Source organism: Allobosea sp. P4_E12, from assembly GCF_056401655.1.
Genome location: NZ_JBFUIY010000002.1, coordinates 311,051 through 327,863 on the forward strand (window position 1 = coordinate 311,051; position 16,813 = coordinate 327,863).

18 protein-coding genes are annotated in these 16,813 nt (G+C 66.8%); 14 read left to right on the top strand and 4 right to left on the bottom strand.

Annotated features, from left to right (window positions below):
• The first annotated feature begins 6 nt into the window (after positions 1-6).
• Genes phnK through AC1DW9_RS03495 form a run of 4 tightly spaced genes read left to right on the top strand, consistent with a single transcriptional unit; the run spans position 7 to position 3,353 of the window.
• Complete coding sequence (phnK, locus tag AC1DW9_RS03480; protein ID WP_441488338.1) at positions 7-780, top strand: phosphonate C-P lyase system protein PhnK; 774 nt, start codon at positions 7-9, stop codon at positions 778-780.
• A 43-nt stretch (positions 781-823) separates the two neighbouring features.
• Positions 824-1,522, top strand: coding sequence for a phosphonate C-P lyase system protein PhnL (phnL, locus tag AC1DW9_RS03485; protein WP_441504397.1), 699 nt, complete (start codon positions 824-826; stop codon positions 1,520-1,522).
• Complete coding sequence (locus tag AC1DW9_RS03490) at positions 1,522-2,661, top strand: alpha-D-ribose 1-methylphosphonate 5-triphosphate diphosphatase (RefSeq protein WP_476767695.1); 1,140 nt, start codon at positions 1,522-1,524, stop codon at positions 2,659-2,661. Before phnL ends, AC1DW9_RS03490 begins: the two co-directional genes overlap by 1 nt.
• The gene (locus AC1DW9_RS03495; protein ID WP_441487987.1) at positions 2,658-3,353 is read left to right on the top strand and encodes a DUF1045 domain-containing protein; all 696 of its coding nucleotides are present in this window, start codon (positions 2,658-2,660) and stop codon (positions 3,351-3,353) included. The genes AC1DW9_RS03490 and AC1DW9_RS03495 overlap by 4 nt, the downstream gene beginning before the upstream one ends.
• Here the strand turns inward: AC1DW9_RS03495 and phnN are convergent, their stop codons facing one another.
• The gene (phnN, locus tag AC1DW9_RS03500; RefSeq protein WP_441487986.1) at positions 3,354-3,923 is read right to left on the bottom strand and encodes a phosphonate metabolism protein/1,5-bisphosphokinase (PRPP-forming) PhnN; all 570 of its coding nucleotides are present in this window, start codon (positions 3,921-3,923) and stop codon (positions 3,354-3,356) included.
• 40 nt (positions 3,924-3,963) lie between these two features.
• Between phnN and AC1DW9_RS03505 the strand changes: the two genes are divergently transcribed.
• A complete protein-coding gene (locus AC1DW9_RS03505; RefSeq protein ID WP_441487985.1) occupies positions 3,964-4,590 on the top strand; it encodes an LbetaH domain-containing protein in 627 nt (208 codons plus the stop codon).
• Positions 4,591-4,742: 152 nt separating this feature from the next.
• Positions 4,743-6,245 carry a methyl-accepting chemotaxis protein gene (locus AC1DW9_RS03510; RefSeq protein WP_476775572.1) on the top strand — a complete coding sequence of 501 codons (1,503 nt, stop codon included), beginning with the start codon at positions 4,743-4,745 and terminating at the stop codon, positions 6,243-6,245.
• A 10-nt stretch (positions 6,246-6,255) separates the two neighbouring features.
• Here AC1DW9_RS03510 and AC1DW9_RS03515 read toward each other — a convergent pair whose 3' ends face one another.
• Entirely contained in the window at positions 6,256-6,825 is a 570-nt protein-coding gene (locus AC1DW9_RS03515; RefSeq protein WP_441487983.1) for a helix-turn-helix domain-containing protein, read from the bottom strand.
• Positions 6,826-7,014: 189 nt separating this feature from the next.
• Here AC1DW9_RS03515 and AC1DW9_RS03520 point away from each other — a divergent pair, with 189 nt between their 5' ends.
• Positions 7,015-8,256 (top strand): MFS transporter, encoded by a 1,242-nt coding sequence (locus AC1DW9_RS03520; protein WP_476775571.1) that lies wholly within the window; start codon positions 7,015-7,017, stop codon positions 8,254-8,256.
• A gap of 6 nt (positions 8,257-8,262) precedes the next feature.
• Here AC1DW9_RS03520 and AC1DW9_RS03525 read toward each other — a convergent pair whose 3' ends face one another.
• Entirely contained in the window at positions 8,263-8,529 is a 267-nt protein-coding gene (locus AC1DW9_RS03525) for a hypothetical protein (protein ID WP_441638486.1), read from the bottom strand.
• Positions 8,530-8,866: 337 nt separating this feature from the next.
• Between AC1DW9_RS03525 and AC1DW9_RS03530 the strand changes: the two genes are divergently transcribed.
• The 7 genes from AC1DW9_RS03530 (at position 8,867) to bla (ending at position 15,707) form a co-directional block, all read left to right on the top strand.
• The gene (locus AC1DW9_RS03530) at positions 8,867-9,394 is read left to right on the top strand and encodes a hypothetical protein (RefSeq protein ID WP_476775570.1); all 528 of its coding nucleotides are present in this window, start codon (positions 8,867-8,869) and stop codon (positions 9,392-9,394) included.
• A 279-nt stretch (positions 9,395-9,673) separates the two neighbouring features.
• Complete coding sequence (locus tag AC1DW9_RS03535) at positions 9,674-9,988, top strand: hypothetical protein (protein WP_069879203.1); 315 nt, start codon at positions 9,674-9,676, stop codon at positions 9,986-9,988.
• 79 nt (positions 9,989-10,067) lie between these two features.
• Positions 10,068-10,739: an SOS response-associated peptidase gene (locus AC1DW9_RS03540; protein ID WP_476775569.1), complete on the top strand. Its 672-nt coding sequence runs from the start codon at positions 10,068-10,070 to the stop codon at positions 10,737-10,739.
• Between the two features lie 141 nt (positions 10,740-10,880).
• On the top strand, positions 10,881-11,129 hold the full coding sequence (locus AC1DW9_RS03545) for a hypothetical protein (RefSeq protein ID WP_441487978.1): 249 nt from the start codon (positions 10,881-10,883) through the stop codon (positions 11,127-11,129).
• 528 nt (positions 11,130-11,657) lie between these two features.
• Positions 11,658-12,833 carry a phosphoserine transaminase gene (locus tag AC1DW9_RS03550; protein ID WP_441504388.1) on the top strand — a complete coding sequence of 392 codons (1,176 nt, stop codon included), beginning with the start codon at positions 11,658-11,660 and terminating at the stop codon, positions 12,831-12,833.
• 218 nt (positions 12,834-13,051) lie between these two features.
• Entirely contained in the window at positions 13,052-14,641 is a 1,590-nt protein-coding gene (gene serA, locus AC1DW9_RS03555) for a phosphoglycerate dehydrogenase (protein ID WP_441504387.1), read from the top strand.
• A 70-nt stretch (positions 14,642-14,711) separates the two neighbouring features.
• A complete protein-coding gene (gene bla / locus AC1DW9_RS03560; RefSeq protein ID WP_476775568.1) occupies positions 14,712-15,707 on the top strand; it encodes a class A beta-lactamase in 996 nt (331 codons plus the stop codon).
• Positions 15,708-15,815: 108 nt separating this feature from the next.
• On the opposite strand, the gene AC1DW9_RS03565 is transcribed toward bla, so the two are convergent.
• Positions 15,816-16,730 carry a DMT family transporter gene (locus AC1DW9_RS03565; RefSeq protein WP_441504385.1) on the bottom strand — a complete coding sequence of 305 codons (915 nt, stop codon included), beginning with the start codon at positions 16,728-16,730 and terminating at the stop codon, positions 15,816-15,818.
• Positions 16,731-16,813: the final 83 nt, after the last annotated feature.

Genomic DNA, 16,813 nt, shown 5'->3' on the forward strand with positions numbered 1-16,813 from the left:
CTCGGCATCGATCCCGATCCGCTGCTCTCGGTCTCCGGCGTCAGCCGCTTCTACGGCGAGCGCATCGGCTGCGCCGATGTCTCCTTCGATCTCTGGCCGGGCGAGGTGCTCGGCATCGTCGGCGAATCCGGCTCGGGCAAATCCACCCTGCTGCGCTGCCTTGCCGGCATCGACGCACCGGACGAGGGCGAAGTGCTCTTTCGCGGCTCCGGCGAGCCGCTCGACATCTATTCGGTCGCCGAGCAGGATCGCCGCCGCCTGATGCGCACGGCCTGGGGCATCGTGCACCAGAACCCACGCGACGGCCTGCGCATGGACGTCTCGGCCGGCGGCAATGTCGGCGAGCGCCTGATGGACCGCGGCGACCGGCATTACGGCAAGATCCGCGAGCGCGCGCTCGACTGGCTCACCCGTGTCGAGATCGCCGAGAACCGCATCGACGATCGTCCGCGCCAGTTCTCGGGCGGCATGCAGCAGCGCCTGCAGATCGCCCGCGTATTGGTCTCGGAGCCGAAACTCGTCTTCATGGACGAGCCGACCGGCGGCCTCGACGTCTCCGTGCAGGCGCGGCTGCTCGATCTGCTGCGCGTGCTGGTCCGTGATCTCGGTCTGGCCGCCATCATCGTCACGCATGACCTCGCCGTCGCGCGCCTGCTCACCGACCGGCTGATGGTGATGAAGGACGGCCGCGTCGTCGAGCAGGGACTGACCGATCAGGTCCTGGACGACCCCCATCACGCCTACACGCAGTTGCTCACCTCGGCGGTGCTGAGCGTATGAGCGTCACAATCGCGTCACCGGAACCGCGCAAGGCATCCCGACCATGACCACGATGATTCACGTCGAGAACGTCGCCAAGACCTTTACCCTGCACAATCAGGGCGGGGTCCGGCTGCCTGTCTTCGACAATATCAATTTCAGCGTCGACGCCGGCGAGGCGCTCGTCCTGGCCGGAGCCTCCGGCGCCGGCAAGTCGAGCCTGCTGCGCATTCTCTACGGCAACTACCGGCCGAGCTCCGGCCATATCCACATCACCCATGCCGGCCGGGCCATCGACATCGTCGCGGCCGTGCCGCGTACCGTGCTCGATATCCGCCGCCGCACGCTCGGTTTCGTCTCGCAGTTCCTGCGCGTGATCCCGCGCGTTTCGGCGCTCGACATCGTCCGCGATCCGCTGCTGGCACGCGGCGTCTCCCCTGATGAGGCCAGCGCGCGCGCCAAGGCGATTCTCGCTCGGCTGAACCTGCCGGAACGCCTCTGGCACCTCGCGCCCGCCACCTTCTCCGGCGGCGAGCAGCAGCGCGTCAACATCGCCCGCTCCTTCGTCGATCCGGCGCCGATCCTGCTGATCGACGAACCGACCGCCTCGCTCGATGCCGCCAATCGCGACGTCGTGGTTGACCTGATCGGTGAGGCGCGCGCAAACGGGTCCGCCATCGTCGGGATCTTCCATGACGAGGCGGTGCGCGAGCGCGTCGCCACCCGCTATCTCGACATCACCGCATTCCGGAAGGCCGCCTGATGCAGACCGTTCTCACCAATGCCAAGCTGATCCTGGAGAACGAGGTCGTCACCGGCACGATCGCCTTCGACGCAACCGGGATCACCGCTGTCGACCAGGGCCGCTCACAATTGCCGGGCGCGATCGACATCGGCGGCGACTATGTCGCGCCCGGCCTCGTCGAGATGCATACCGACAACATGGAAAAGCACTTCATGCCCCGGCCCAAGGTGTTCTGGCCGAACGGGCTTGCAGCCGCGCTGGTCCATGACGCCCAGATGGCGGCCTCCGGGGTCACCACCGTCTATGACGCGGTCTGCGCCGGCACGCCCTTCTCGGCCAAGGATTACCGCAAGGACATCTTCGCCGACGTGATGAAGGCGCTGCGCGAAGGCAAGGCCGAAGGCGTCTTCCGCATCGACCACCGCATCCACATGCGCTGCGAACTGACCAGCCCGGACCTGATGCGCGACATCGAGCCCTATCGCGAGGACGATCTCGTCCAGCTCGTCTCGCTGATGGACCACACGCCCGGCCAGCGCCAGTGGCGCGACATTCAGCACCTGCGCACCTATGCGCTCGGCAACGGCAAGACCGAGGCCGAGTTCGAGGAGGACGTCGCCGTCCGCCAGTCCGAAGGCACGGCCAATGTGCCGAGCAACTGGAGCGCCGTGGTCGAGATGTTCCGGACGCGCGGCATCCCGATCGCAACCCATGACGACACCACGGTCGACCATGTCGAGGCCGGTGTCGCATCGGGCGCCGTGATCTCGGAATTCCCGACCACGATCGAGGCGGCGGCTGCCGCGAAACAGCGTGGACTTGCCACCATCGCCGGCGCACCGAACGTCGTGCGCGGCGGCTCGCATTCCGGCGGCGTCTCGGTCTCCGAACTGGCCGAGAAGGGCCTGCTCGACGGCCTCTCCTCGGATTATGTGCCGGCAAGCCTGCTGCAGGCGGTGCTGAAGCTGCATGCCAGCCATGGCATCGCGCTGCCCGACGCCATGGGCATGGTGACCTGGAAGGTCGCCGACATCCTCGGCCTGAAGGATCGCGGCCATCTCAAGACCGGCCTGCGCGCCGACCTGGTGCGCTTCAAGGCACTCGGTGCGACGCCGGTGATCGCCGCCGTCTGGTCGAAGGGCGAGCGCGCATTTTGAGCACGCCGCGCTACGCTCTCTATTACGCCCCCGCCGCCGACAGCGCCCTCTGGCGCTTCGGCAGCGCCGTGCTGGGCTATGACGCCGTCACCGGCGCGGATGTCCCCGCCCTCGTGCCGCCCGGCTGCGATCACAGCCAGTGGCCGACGCTGACTGAGGAGCCGCGCCGCTACGGTTTCCACGCCACGCTGAAGGCGCCCTTCGAACTGGCTGCCGGTCGCAGCGAAGGCCAGTTGCGCGCCTTCGCCCATAATTATGCGGCAGGCCTCGAGAGCGTCCGTCTCGACGGCCTGTGTCTCACTGCGCTCGGTTCCTTCATCGCGCTGACTCCTTCGGCCGAAAGCCCGGCGCTGCAGCACTTCGCCTTCGCCCTCGTCCAGGCCTTCGAGCCGTTCCGCGCTCCGCTGGCCGAGGCCGACATGGCGCGGCGGCTGAAGCACCCGCTGACCCCGGCCCAGCGCGCCTATCTCGAAGCCTATGGCTATCCCTATGTCGGCGACGCCTTCCGTTTCCACATGACGCTGACCGGCTCGCTGCCGATGGATCAGGGGGCTGCGGTGCAACTCGCCCTCAGCGACGCCTATGCACGGGCCGTTCCGCCGAAGCCCGCCGTGATCGACCGCATCGCGCTGTTCAAGCAGGACACGCGGGCAGGCCGCTTCCGCCTGCTCGACAGTTTCCCGCTGGCCTGATCAGCGATGCGGGCTGAGCGCGGTCAACACGGCGACGAACTCGCCAGCCGCCTCGGCCACGGTCCGGTCGTTCTGGATCGAAACCAGTTGCGCGCGCTCGGTCGTCAGCGGCACCTCACGGGCAAGCCGGGCACGGATATCGGCCTCGCTTTCGCGTCCACGCGCTGCCAGCCGCCTGGCAAGAACCTCGTTCGGGGCGGTGATGTTGACCACCGTCACCTGGCCGGCAAGACGCTCGGCCGCGGGAACGGCCCGGCGCGAGCCATTGGCGATGACCACCTGCCCGCTCGCGATGCCAGCCAGCGCCGCGGCCGGAATGCCGTAGCAAAGGCCATGGGCGCGCCAGCTGAGCGCGAGTGCGCCGCGCGCCTCCGTCGCGTCGAATTCAGCCTCGCTGCAGCTGTCATGGTCCTCCGCGCCGGCCATGGCCTGGCGGGTGATCAGACGGCGGACGAAGGCGAAGCGGCCATCACCTGCCAGCGCGGCACGGGCGGCCTCCATCAACGTGTCCTTGCCCGCTCCGGACGGGCCAACCACCAGCACCAGGACTCCCGATCCTGCGGCCGTCATGGCTGCAGAGGGTTCCAGCAGATCTTGAGAGGATGATGACATGGCGGGCAAGAAACTCGGACTTGAACCTGTGATCGACCCGACCGCTCATGTGCGGCAGGCGACGCTCGGGCGCTACACCGAAATCGGCGCGCGCACCTCCTTCGTCGAGTCGACGATGGGGGACTACTCCTATGTCGTGAACGACTCGAATGTCATTTACACGACAATCGGCAAATTCTGTTCGATTGCGGCCATGACCCGCATCAACCCCGGCAACCACCCGATGCAGCGGGCGAGCCAGTCGCATTTCAGCTACCGCGCCAGCGCTTATTTTGACGATGCCGAGGACGACGCGCCCTTCTTCGCCTGGCGCCGCTCGACGCCGGTGACGATCGGCCACGATGTCTGGATCGGCCATGGCGCGATCGTGCTGGCCGGCCGCTCGATCGGCACGGGCGCAGTCGTCGCCGGCGGCGCCGTCGTCACCAAGGACGTGCCAGCCTACACCATCGTCGCCGGCAACCCGGCCAGGCCGATCCGCAGGCGCTTTCCCGAAGACATCGCCGAGAGGCTGATCGCGCTATCCTGGTGGGACTGGGATCATGCCGCCTTGCGGACCGCACTCGACGATTTCCGGACGCTGCCCGTCGAAGCCTTTCTCGAGCGCTATGAAGGCCTGCGGTGAACCGCTGGCGACTGACAATCCTGCGGCATAGGACCACAGACGCTCCGTCCTGCAGGCAAGAGCCGCAATCTTCTTCGGATATTAACCAGCCATCGCCGAGTTTCGGCCGGCGTGCCGAGGGGGCTCGGCGCATCAGGCTTGAGTAAACGGCTATGGCACCATCCGACGATCTCGCCCGGCGGCGCGACTTCATGAAGCTCGGTCCGGACGCGTTGCGGCGCATCCACGATGTCGAGGACACGCTGCTGGAGGCCCTGCCGGATGCGCTCGGCGCCTTCTATGCACAGGTCCGCGCCTTCCCCGAAACCCGCGTTTTCTTCGGCAGCGACGCCCATATCGAGCACGCGAAGAGCAAGCAGCTCGGCTACTGGGATCGTATCGCCCGGGGCCAGCTCGACGAGGATTATGTCGCCGCCGTCACCACGGTTGGCAAGGTCCACGCCAGGATCGGGCTGGAGCCGCGCTGGTATATCGGCGGCTATGCCCTGCTGCTGGAGCAGCTGATCGGCAAGGTGCTCGAGGCGCGTTGGCCGAAGGGCCGCTTCGGCGGCAAGATCGAAGGCGCCGAGGACCGTGCCGCCGAGATCACCGCCATCGTCAAGGCGACTCTGCTCGACATGGACTATGCCATCTCGGTCTATCTCGAGGCTTCCGAGGCGGCCCGTCTCAAGGTCGAGGCAGAGGCCCGCGCCGTCGAACAGGCCAAGGCGGACGAGCGCGACAGGGTCGTCAGCCTGGTCAGCGAAGGCATGGCCGCGCTCGCCAAGGGCGACCTGACCTTCCGCATGGATGCGGAGATGCCGCCCGAATACGCACTGCTGCGCAGCCATTTCAATCACGCCATGGAACAGCTCGGCGAGATGGTCACGACCATCCAGGCGACGTCGGGCTCGATCGCCACCTCCTCGCAGGAGATCGCATCCGGCGCAGACGACCTGTCGCGACGCACCGAGGAACAGGCCGCGGCGCTCGAGCAGACGGCAGCGACGACCGAAGAACTCGCCGCGTCCGTCAAGACCTCGGCCCAATCTTCGCGCGAGTCGGTTGCGCTGGCCGATGACGCCGCCGCCGTCGCCCGCACCGGCGGCACCATCGTCAGCGACGCGATCGATGCCATGACCCGTATCGAGCAGGCCTCGAAGAAGATCTCGGAGATCACCACGGTGATCGACGGCATCGCCTTCCAGACCAATCTTCTCGCGCTCAACGCCGCGGTCGAAGCGGCGCGCGCTGGTGATGCCGGGCGCGGCTTTGCCGTCGTGGCAGCCGAGGTCCGGGCGCTAGCCCAGCGCTCGGCTGAGGCCGCCAAGGACATCACCGGGCTGATCGGGTCTTCCGATGCCGAGGTCGCCGAAGGCGTCCGGCTCGTCCGCCTCGCCGGCGGCACGCTGGAGAAGATCGTCGATGCCTCGATGCGCGTCTCCCGCACCGTCAACGAGATCGCGGTGGCGTCCGGCGAACAGGCCAATGGCATCGACGAGATGAGCCAGACCGTCAGCCATATGGACGAGATCACCCAGAGCAACGCGGCTCTCGCCGAACAGAGCGCAGCCTCGGCCCGGACCCTGCTCAGCCAGATCGAGCGGCTGAACCAGCTCGTCGCAGCTTTCCGCACGCAGGAGCAGCGCGCGGCGGCACGGCACCGGGCAGCCTAGGAACCCTGCCCTATCTCCGGACGAGGGCGACGAGATAGACGCTCTCGCCCGCGCCCGGGTTGAAGAAGGACGAATCCGCCGGCGGCCCGAGTTGCAGGCAGTCACCCTGCTGCAGGGTGTGGGTGACGCCGCCTTCGCGGAATTCGAGCTCGCCCTGCAGAACCCAGATCTGCTGGCGCTGGAACAGGAAGGCGGCGGCCGGATACGGCACCCGCACACCGGGCGGCAGCGTGATCTGCAGCAGCTCGAGAATATCTCCGGAGGGCGGCGAGATCGTCCGGCGAACGTAGCCGGTTTCCGGGTCCTGCCAGACCGGCTGATGGCCATGGCGGCTGATGCGGTCTTCCGAGCGCTCGGCCAGGGCCAACAGCACCGAGAGCGACAGGCCAAAAGCTCCCGACAGCCGCCCGAGCACGGTTGCCGTCGGGCTCGCATCGCCGCGCTCGATCTTGCTGATCATCGCCTTCGAGACGCCTGAACGCTCGGCGAGATCGGCCAGCGACCAGCCGCGCGTGTCCCGTTCGATCCGGATGCGGGCGGCGATGGCCTGATTGGGGTCGTCTGGGCTCTGGGAACGCATGGACTCTCGATGGTCAGCTTCTGAGGCGGATCCTAAGCTCTTCCGCGTCTCGCCCGTCCGCTCAAGAGGCTCGACCCGAAAAATGATGCCTCATGCCTGAATCGTCTTCTATAGAAGCCATAGGTATACTATAGGAGACGACAGAGCGCCTTCGGACGGTTCCGCACGGGCGCAGAAGGCCGGTGAGCGATGCATCCTGGACTCCGAACGCCCGGCGGGACCACCACCCCCTATGCCGCGAAGGCGAGCTCGCTTGCGCTCCTCCTCCTCGCCGAAACCCTGGCAATGGCGGCCTGGTTCGCCTCGGCCGCGGCGATCGTGGCGATCCGGTGGGAGCAGCCGCTCGACCCGCTGAGCGAAGTGCTGCTCACCAGTTCCGTCCAGGCCGGCTTCGTCCTCGGCACGCTCGCGAGCAGCCTGCTCGGCCTGGCCGACCGCTTCGATCCGCGCCGCCTCTTTGCTCTCTCCGGCGCGGCAGCGGCTGCGCTGACCGCTGCGCTCGCGTTGCTGCCGCCGGCCGGGCCGGTGACGATCGCCCTGCGGGTCCTGACCGGCCTGTGCATGGCAGGCATCTATCCGGTCGGCATGCGCATCGCCGCGACCTGGGCGAACAGGGACCTCGGCCTGCTGATCGGCCTCCTGGTCGGCGCCCTCGTCATCGGCTCGGCGAGCCCGCATCTGCTCGGTGCCTTCGAGGGCATAGGCTGGCGCGGCATCTATCTCGGCGCCGCCGCCTCGACGCTATGCGGCGCCGTCCTCATCCTGTTTGCCGGGCTCGGGCCCCATCTCGTCCGACGCGCCGGTCTCGCTCTCGGCCAGTTCGCCCAGGCCTGGCGCAACCCTGCGCTGCGTCTCGCCAATGCCGGCTATTGCGGCCACATGTGGGAGCTCTACGCCATGTGGGCCTGGCTCGGCGTGTTCCTGCAGCAGACCATCGCCGGCCGCGGTCCGCAGGCCGGGCACGGCGCAGCCGCAGTGCTGACCTTCTTCGCCGTCGCCTCCGGCGCGCTCGGCGCCTGGCTCGGCGGCTGGCTGGCCGACAGGCTCGGCCGCACCGCTGTCACCATCGGCGCCATGGCGCTGAGCGGCGCCTGCGCGCTTGCGATCGGCTGGCTCGCCGCAGCCCCTGTCATGCTGGCTGTCGTCGCGATCCTCTGGGGCATCTCGGCCGTGGCCGACTCCGCCCAGTTCTCGGCCAGCGTCGCCGAGCTCGCTGAGCCCTCGCTGGTCGGGACCATGATCACGGCGCAGACCTGCGCCGGCTTCCTGGTGACGCTTGTCTCGATTCACCTCGTGCCGCATTTCGTCTCGGCCTTCGGGTGGACGGCGGCCTTCTCGGTGCTGGCGCTCGGCCCCGCCGCCGGCTGCTGGGCCATGTGGCGGCTACGCCGGCTTCCCGAGGCAAGCAGGCTCGCGGGCGGGAACCGCTGAGGCCGCTTAGCCCTCCGCTGCCCGCGCCACCGCCTGGCCCAGCCGCGCGATCGCCTCGGCCGCGCCCGCCTTCAGCGTGACGTCCTGCGCCTCGGCATCCCTGGAGAGCTGCTCGCTCAGCGCCGCGAGGCTGACCTCGTTGCCGCTCGCTGCGAGCTTCAGCACCGCGTTCGCGAGAACATTCGGCCAATAGGCGGCACCGCCCTTGGCCAGCCCCTTCGCCTTGCGGCCCTCGAACTCCTTGGTGAGTTGCTCCGGCGTCTTCCTGGCCATGTCCGTCTCCGGTTCCTCTGCTGGTTTGGCCCCATGGACGAGACGGAAGCGGCGCGGTCAAGCCCGGTGGCACAACGATGGACCCCGGCGCCTCTCTTCTGGCCGGAGAAGATGCGAAGCGCCGGCCCCTTCCCACCATGCTTGACCTCGTCTCGGGCGCAGCCGCATCCGACGCATGGGCCGCCAACCTCAAAACCGTGATCGTCAGGGCCAAAATCCCTCATGGACCGTTCATTTTACGAGGAATATCCTCTTTTCCGGAGATCTGACCGGGATGGGATGCGCTCGCCCGGCCCAGGTTCCGCCGACGGGCATGCCCCGTCAGGAGGCGATGACCATGACCAAGACCAGCACTGCGCTTGCCCTCGGCCTGTTTGCGCTCGCGGGCGGCTTCGTCCTGCCGGCCGCGACACCGGCCCAGGCCCTGACCATGAAGGAATGCAGCACGAAATATAACGCCGCCAAGACCGGCAATACGCTGGGTGGCCAATCCTGGAACGACTTCCGCAAGAGCCAGTGCAGCGATGCCGCCACGCCGGCCGCCGCAACGCCGGCTGCTGCCCCGACCGCCGCACCAGCCGCCGCCCAGCCGAAGCCGCAGATGGCAGCGCCCGCCGCCGCGCCGGCTCAGGCGAAGCCGCACGCCGCCATGCCAGCCGCCATGCCAGCCGCCATGGGCAATGCTGTCTTTCCGGCCAAAATCGACCCGAAATACGCTTCCGAGACCGCCGGCAAGCAGCGTTTCAAGACCTGCAACGACCAGTACAACATCAACAAGGCCAATGGCGGCAATGGCGACCTGAAATGGATCCAGAAGGGCGGCGGCTATTACAGCAAGTGCAACACCAAGCTGAAGGGCGTCTGAGACAGGCGCAAGGCGCCCCGCTTCCCCTCTCCCTGATCTCGGGCCTGCCCGAGATCAGCTCTCGGAAGTATCGAAATCGGGAACATCCGACTTCGATACTGGAGAGGTGTCCTCGCACCGTCCCGGGAAGGAATTGCCCGGCAGTTTCTTCCCGCCTGCCGGGATTGCGCGTGCAGCAGCACCGAAGACAATCAATATAGCATTGAGAAACAAAGACTTCTCCGGAAGCGTCTCTGGCCCGCCCCTTGCGTGACGCGTGCAACCAGCCCGGAGGTTGCCATGTCGATTTCAATCTCGTCGTCCCAGCCGGCCACGTCGCTTGCCGATGCCTTCAAGACCGTTGCCAAGGTCGCCGACAAGTCCGCCGCGCAGAAGACGGCGGAAACGGATTTCCTCAAGCACGCCCAGATGACGCCGGCCGAGCGCATGCACACCGCCATGCTCGCCAAGTTCGGTCTGACCAAGGAACAGTTCGACCAGCTCGATCCCAAGGCCAAGGGCGAGATCGCCGACAAGATCCGCGACGAGATCAAGAAGCAGCTGGAAGCAAGCGGCACCATGCGGACCGGCGTGATCACCGACAAGAAGATCTGAACGGGTGCGAGCGCGTCGCGCTTTACAGCGCCACCGCCACGGCATCATCCTGCCCCTCCCCGGTCGGGAGGATGACGCCATGTGTGGACGCTTCAGCCAGGCCTTTACCTGGGAGGAGATCGTCGCCTTCAGCCAGCCGCTGACGGTGCCGACCGAGCGGGCCAATCTCCAGCCGCATTACAATCTCGCGCCGACCGACACGGTGCGGATCATCGTCAGGACGCCGCTCGGCCGCGAACTCATCCCGGCGCGCTGGGGGCTGATTCCGCCCTGGCACAAGGGCAGGCCGAACGAGGTCGGCGCCACTTTCAATGCTCGCGTCGAATCGGTCGCGACGAAGCCGACCTTCCGCTCGGCCTTCAGGAGCCGGCGCTGCATCATCCCAGCCAGCGGCTTCTTCGAATGGACCGGCCCGAAGGGCGACAAGACCCCGCATTTCATCAGCGCCGCCGACGGCGCCCTGCTCGCCTTTGCCGGGCTCTGGGAACGCTGGAAGGACCCGGAGACCGGGCAGGAAATCATCAGCTGCACGATCATCGTGCGCGATCCCGTCGCCGGCATCGCGACACTGCATGACCGCATGCCCTGCATGCTCCACCCCAGGGATTTCGACGTCTGGCTCGATGGCTCCGCCGGCGAAAAGCTGCTGACCGATCCGCCGCCGGCGCTGCGCGACTGGATCGTCGACCGCCGCGTCAACAAGAGCGGCGTCGGCGATGACGATCCCGGGACGATCACGCCGTTGGGTTAGCCGGCTCACGCGAAACCCCGGCTCTTCTGCAATGCCCTGCCTGCAGACCAGGGCGTCGGTCAGCGTCGTTGCGCCGCACGGCCGGGCGGTGCAGGAGCGGCGCAAAAGGGCCGCATGGCCCGGCCGTTCAGGACAACCATCATGCCTCTCGCCTCCCGCGCGCTTGCCGCGGCTTTCGCCTGCCTCCTCCTCTCCTCCCCGGCGTCAGCCGCGATCACCGACCCGGAGATGACCTGCGCCGCCTATCTCAGGAATGGCGGCCACAAGCCGGCTGGCCATGCCGCCAGGGACAGGACACCGGCCGATGTCGCAGCCAGGATCAGGGCGTTTTGTGCCGCCAATCCGAAGATGAAGGCGATGGATGCAGAGATGACGATGACGGGGGATTGAGCCGGGCGAGGCTCGATCGTGGCTACACGTCCAGCAGGCTTTACTCTGTCATCGCGGCTGGGCGAGCCGGCCCGGCAGTCGCCTGCCAGCCCGGCTCTGACCGGGGGGCGGACGAAACCAAGCTCACCTCGGCTGGTCCCATCAGAGCGCCGACGTTCAAGAGATTCAACACCGGCTTTCGGCGCATTGCTCAACCCAAGGGATGAACCACGCCAGCACCATAACGATGAGTCAGCTGGTTGATGCCGCACAGTGGCTATCAAATACGTGACGTGACATTTCGAGGGTGCCATTCGGGGCGGGCTTCCTGCTCCCGGCAATCCCACCGCTAGTGACTTCCTGGCCGTGGCGCGGCAACCGCTATTCTGAAATCCAATCTGTCACCATTTGATCCTTCGTTCATTGCCATTTGATTGTTCGCGCTACAATAAGCCCGCCGCTTGACTCCCCCCGCCCTGATCCCCTACCCCCATCGACGGGACACGCCGCCCCAACGCGGCGCGCCCATCTGTAAGGATGGAGACATCGATGGCGAATACTGTTCCGGCCACGCGTCCGCGCGTGCCGCATTTCTCGTCCGGCCCCTGCGCCAAGCGCCCCGGCTGGTCCCTTAAAGCCCTGTCAGATGCGGCGCTCGGCCGCTCGCACCGTGCCAAGATCGGCAAGGACAAGCTCAAGCTTGCGATCGACCTGACCCGTGAGATCCTGCAGGTGCCGGCGGATTACCGCATCGGCATCGTGCCCGCCTCCGATACCGGCGCGGTCGAGATGGCGATGTGGTCGCTGCTCGGAGCCCGCGGCGTCGACATGCTCGCCTGGGAGAGCTTTGGCGAGGGATGGGTGACCGATGTCGCCAAGCAGCTCAAGCTCAGCGATGTCCGCATCTTCAATGCGCCCTATGGCGAGCTGCCGAACCTGAAAAAGGTCGACACGAAGGACCGCGACGTCGTCTTCACCTGGAACGGCACGACGTCCGGCGTCCGCGTCATCGACGCGAGCTGGATCGCCGATGACCGCGAGGGCCTGACGATCTGCGACGCAACCTCGGCCGCCTTTGCCCAGCGCCTCGACTGGGAGAAGCTCGATGTCACGACCTTCTCCTGGCAGAAGGTTCTGGGCGGCGAAGCGGCCCATGGCATGATCGTGCTCTCACCACGCGCCGTCGAACGCCTCCTGACCTACAAGCCGGCCTGGCCGCTGCCGAAGGTTTTCCGCATGACCTCCGGCGGCAAGCTCTCCGAGGGCATTTTTGTCGGCGAGACGATCAACACGCCCTCGATGCTCGCGGTCGAGGACTATCTCGATGCGCTGCACTGGGCGAAGAAGGTCGGCGGGCTGGACGGACTGGTGAAGCGCGCCGACGGCAATGCCCGCGTGCTCGCCAAGTTCGTGCGCGAGAATGACTGGATCGATTTCCTCGCGGTGAAGCCGAAGACGCGCTCGAACACCTCGGTCTGCCTGAAGTTCACCGACCCGGCGGTGACGGCACTGCCGGCCGACGCGCAGGCGGCCTTTGCCAAGCAGGTGGTGTCGATCATCGAGAAGGCCGGCGCTGGCTTCGATCTCGGGCATTATCGCGACGCCCCTCCCGGCCTGCGGATCTGGTGCGGCGCAACCGTGCAGAGCCGCGATCTGAAGGCGCTGCTGCCCTGGATCACCTATGCCTTCAACGAGGCCAAGGCCGGGTTGAAGAAGGCGGCGTAACGCTGTCGCGCCGAGCTGCACGTCATGGTCGGGCTTGTCCCGACCATCGCCGCTTGCGACGCCGATGACGGGCCGGACGATGACAGCAGGTCGGGCCAGTCCTTTTGCCCAGACGCGGGCCTGACCCGCGCGAAGACGTGGATGGTCGCCGCAAGCGGCGGCCATGACGACCTTCTCCATTTTAGCCCGCTCTCCGCGCGGGCAACCGAGGGATTCCCATGACCGCTCCCAAAGTCCTGATTTCGGACGCTCTTTCTCCCGCCGCCGTGCAGATCTTCAAGGATCGCGGCATCGACGTGACCTTCGATCCGAGCCTCGGCAAGGACAAGGACAAGCTCGCCGCGATCATCGGCGAGTATGACGGCCTCGCCATCCGCTCGGCGACCAAGGCCACCGCCAAGCTCCTGGAGCAGGCGAAGAATCTCAAGGTCATTGGCCGCGCCGGCATCGGCGTCGACAATGTCGAGATCCCGGCGGCGACCGCGCGCGGCATCATCGTGATGAACACGCCCTTCGGCAATTCGATCACCACTGCCGAGCATGCCATCGCCATGATGTTCGCGCTCGCCCGGCAGATCCCCTCCGCCGACCTCTCGACCCAGGCCGGCAAGTGGGAGAAGAACCGCTTCATGGGCGTCGAGATCACCGCCAAGACGCTCGGCCTGATCGGCTGCGGCAATATCGGCTCGATCGTCGCCGAGCGCGGCATCGGCCTGAAGATGCGCGTCATCGCCTTCGACCCCTATCTCTCGCCGGAACGCGCCGTGCAGCTCGGCGTCGAGAAGGTCGAGCTCGACGAGTTGCTGAAGCGTGCGGATTTCATCACCCTGCACGTGCCGATGACCGAGAAGACGAAGAACATCCTCTCGGCCGAGAATCTCGCCAAGACCAAGAAGGGCGTGCGCATCATCAACTGCGCGCGCGGCGGCCTGGTCGACGAGGCAGCACTCGCCGAGCTGATCAAGTCCGGCCATGTCGCGGGCGCCGCCTTCGACGTGTTCTCGGCTGAGCCGGCCGAGACGAACCCGCTCTTCGGGCTGGAGAACGTCGTCTGCACGCCGCATCTCGGCGCCTCGACCAATGAGGCGCAGGAGAATGTCGCGCTCCAGGTCGCCGAGCAGATGTCGGACTACCTGCTCAAGGGCGCGATCACCAATGCGGTCAACTTCCCGTCGATCTCGGCCGAGGAAGCGCCGCGGATCAAGCCCTTCGTCGCGCTGGCCGAAAAGCTCGGCTCGTTCCTCGGACAGCTGACCGAAGCCGCCGTGAAGGGCATCCGCATCGAGTATGAGGGCGCGGTCGCCCAGCTCAATCTGAAGGCGATCTCGGCCGCCGCGATCACCGGCGTGCTGCGGCCCTTCCTGCCCGAGATCAACATGGTCAACGCCGCGATGATCGCCAAGGAGAAGGGCATCGTCGTCGAGGAGATGACACGCGAGGTCGCCGGCAATCTCGAGAGCGTCATCCGCATCGTCGTCGATGCCGAGGACATGCCGCGCCATGCCTCCGGCACGGTGTTCCAGGACGGCAAGCCGCGCATCGTCGAGATCCGCGACATCCAGGTCGATGCCGAGTTCGCGCCGCACATGCTCTATGTCCGCAATGCCGACAAGCCGGGCTTCATCGGTCAGTTCGGCTCGCTGCTCGGCGCGGCCGGCGTCAATGTCGCGACCTTCAGCCTTGGCCGCGACAAGCCGGGCGGGGATGCGATCTGCTATGTCGCCGTCGACGAGGCGATCTCGGACGAGCTGCTCGCCAAGATCCACGAGATCCCGATGGTGAAGCGGGCGCGCCGGCTGAAGTTCTGAAGCCGCCGGCATCGCGCCCAAACGGCGCCGCAATCCAGATCCCCTGTGGCCCCGCCACAGGGGATTTTTCATGCCGCGATTCGCCGCTCTCGCCCTCGCCTGCCTCGTTGCCACGCCAGCTCTCGCCGACTGGGACAGGGCAAAGCTCGACAGCGGCATCAAGACCATCGAACAGGATGCCAGGGGCCGCCTCGGTGTCGCGCTGATCGATCTGAAGGACCGCAAGAGCTGGTCGCATCGCGGGCAGGAGCGCTTCCCGATGCAGAGCGTCTTCAAGCTGCCGCTCGCGATCGCGGTGCTGCAGGCGGTCGAGGCCGGCAAGCTCGGGCTCGACCAGGAGATCCGCGTGAAGCGCACCGAGCTCGCGCCCTACTGGAGCCCGATGAAGAAGGGCTTCAAGGGTGAGGAACAGGGCTACACGGTCACGGATCTTCTGACCCGCTCGACCGGGGCAAGCGACAACAGCGCCGCCGACGTGCTGATGAAGCGGACCGGCGGGCCGAAGGTCGTCACGACGATGCTGAACGAGGGCGGCATCGCCGGAATTTCGGTCGATCGCTATGAGCGCGAATTCCAGCCCGAGATCGCCGGCCTGCCGGCCTTCGCCTGGGATGAGGTCATCGACGACGAAGCCTTCGAGGCCGCGATCGCGGCCATGCCGAGGGAGAAGCGGCGCCCGGCGCTGGAGAGCTATATCAAGGGCGAAGCTCGGGATTCCGCCACGCCCGAGGCCTCGATCGCCTTTCTCGAAGGCCTCGCCAGGGGCAACTGGCTGCGCGAGCCGGCGCATGACCGGCTTCTGACCGAGATCCTCTTGAAATCACCGACCGGCGCCCAGCGGGTCAGGGCCGGCCTCCCCGCTGGCGCGAGTTTCGCGCATAAGACCGGCACCGGCGACACGCTCGACGGCATCAACAGCGCCACCAACGATATCGGGATCGTCGCCCTGCCCGACGGGCGGCGTTTCGCGATCGCGGTCTATCTTGCCGGCGCGCAGGCCGATGCCACAGCGCGCGAAGCGGCGCATGCAGCCGTGGCGAAGCTCGCGGTCGAGAGCCTGAACTAAAGCATCGGCCCGAAAAGTGGAGTGCGGTTTTCGGGAAAGCGATGCAAATACAGGAGGTTAGATCATCGGACTGGATATATATGATATCCGATCCGTTGATCTAAGGGATCACGCCCTGGAGGCGCGATGTTCGGCGATCCAGATGCCGCCGAGCACCAGCGTCAGCGCCAGCCCGTGATAGAGCGCGAGTCGCTCGCCCAGGATCAGCACGGCGAGCATCGGTGCGAAGACCGGCACCAGGTTGACGAAGACGCCGGCCCGGCCAGGTCCGATCAGCTCGACCGCGCGCAGGAAGAAGAGCTGGGAGAGCAGCGACGGCCCGAGCACGACAAAGGCCAGGATCGCCCAGCCTTCGTGGGTCGGCCAGATGACGCTGCCGTTCCAGATTTCGAGCCCGAGCAGCGGCAGTGAGACGATGCCGGCGACGATCGCCATCGCCGTGAAGAAGACCAGCCCCGGCACGGCCGGACGCGAGCGGATCCCGACCGTGTAGCCGGCATAGAAGACGCAGCCGATGATCATCCAAACATCGCCCGGCACGAAACTGAAATTCGCCAGCGTCGCGAAGTCTCCGCGGCTCGCCGTCACCACGACGCCAAGCATGGTGACTGCGACGCCGATCGCCTGCATCCAGCCGATCGGCGTGCGATAGGCGATGAAGGCCCCGATCAGCACATAGACCGGGATCGAGCCCTGCAGAATCCCGATATTGATCGCGGTCGTCGAATAAGCCGCCAGGTACATCAGCGCGTTGAAGGCGGTGAAGCCAAGGGCACCGAGCATGATGATCCGCCAGCGATGCGCCAGCAGGACCGGGGCATAGTGCTTCAGCTCGCGCCGCAGCATCAACGGCAGGATCGCGCAGACGAATACCCAGCGCAGCGAGGTCAGCGCCATTGGCGAGATCTGCCCCACGGCAAGCCGGCTCGCCACGGCATTGCCGCCCCACATCAAGGTGGTGAGGATCAGGAGCAGGTAGGCGTTGCCCCAGACACGCTGCGGCAGGGAGGTGGCTGGGGACAAGGTTGCGGCCTGTGCGGGGGCGGAATGCGCTTCAATAGCCTTGTGTCCCCGTCGCATCCTATGAGATGAGGCGCAAGGCTGCC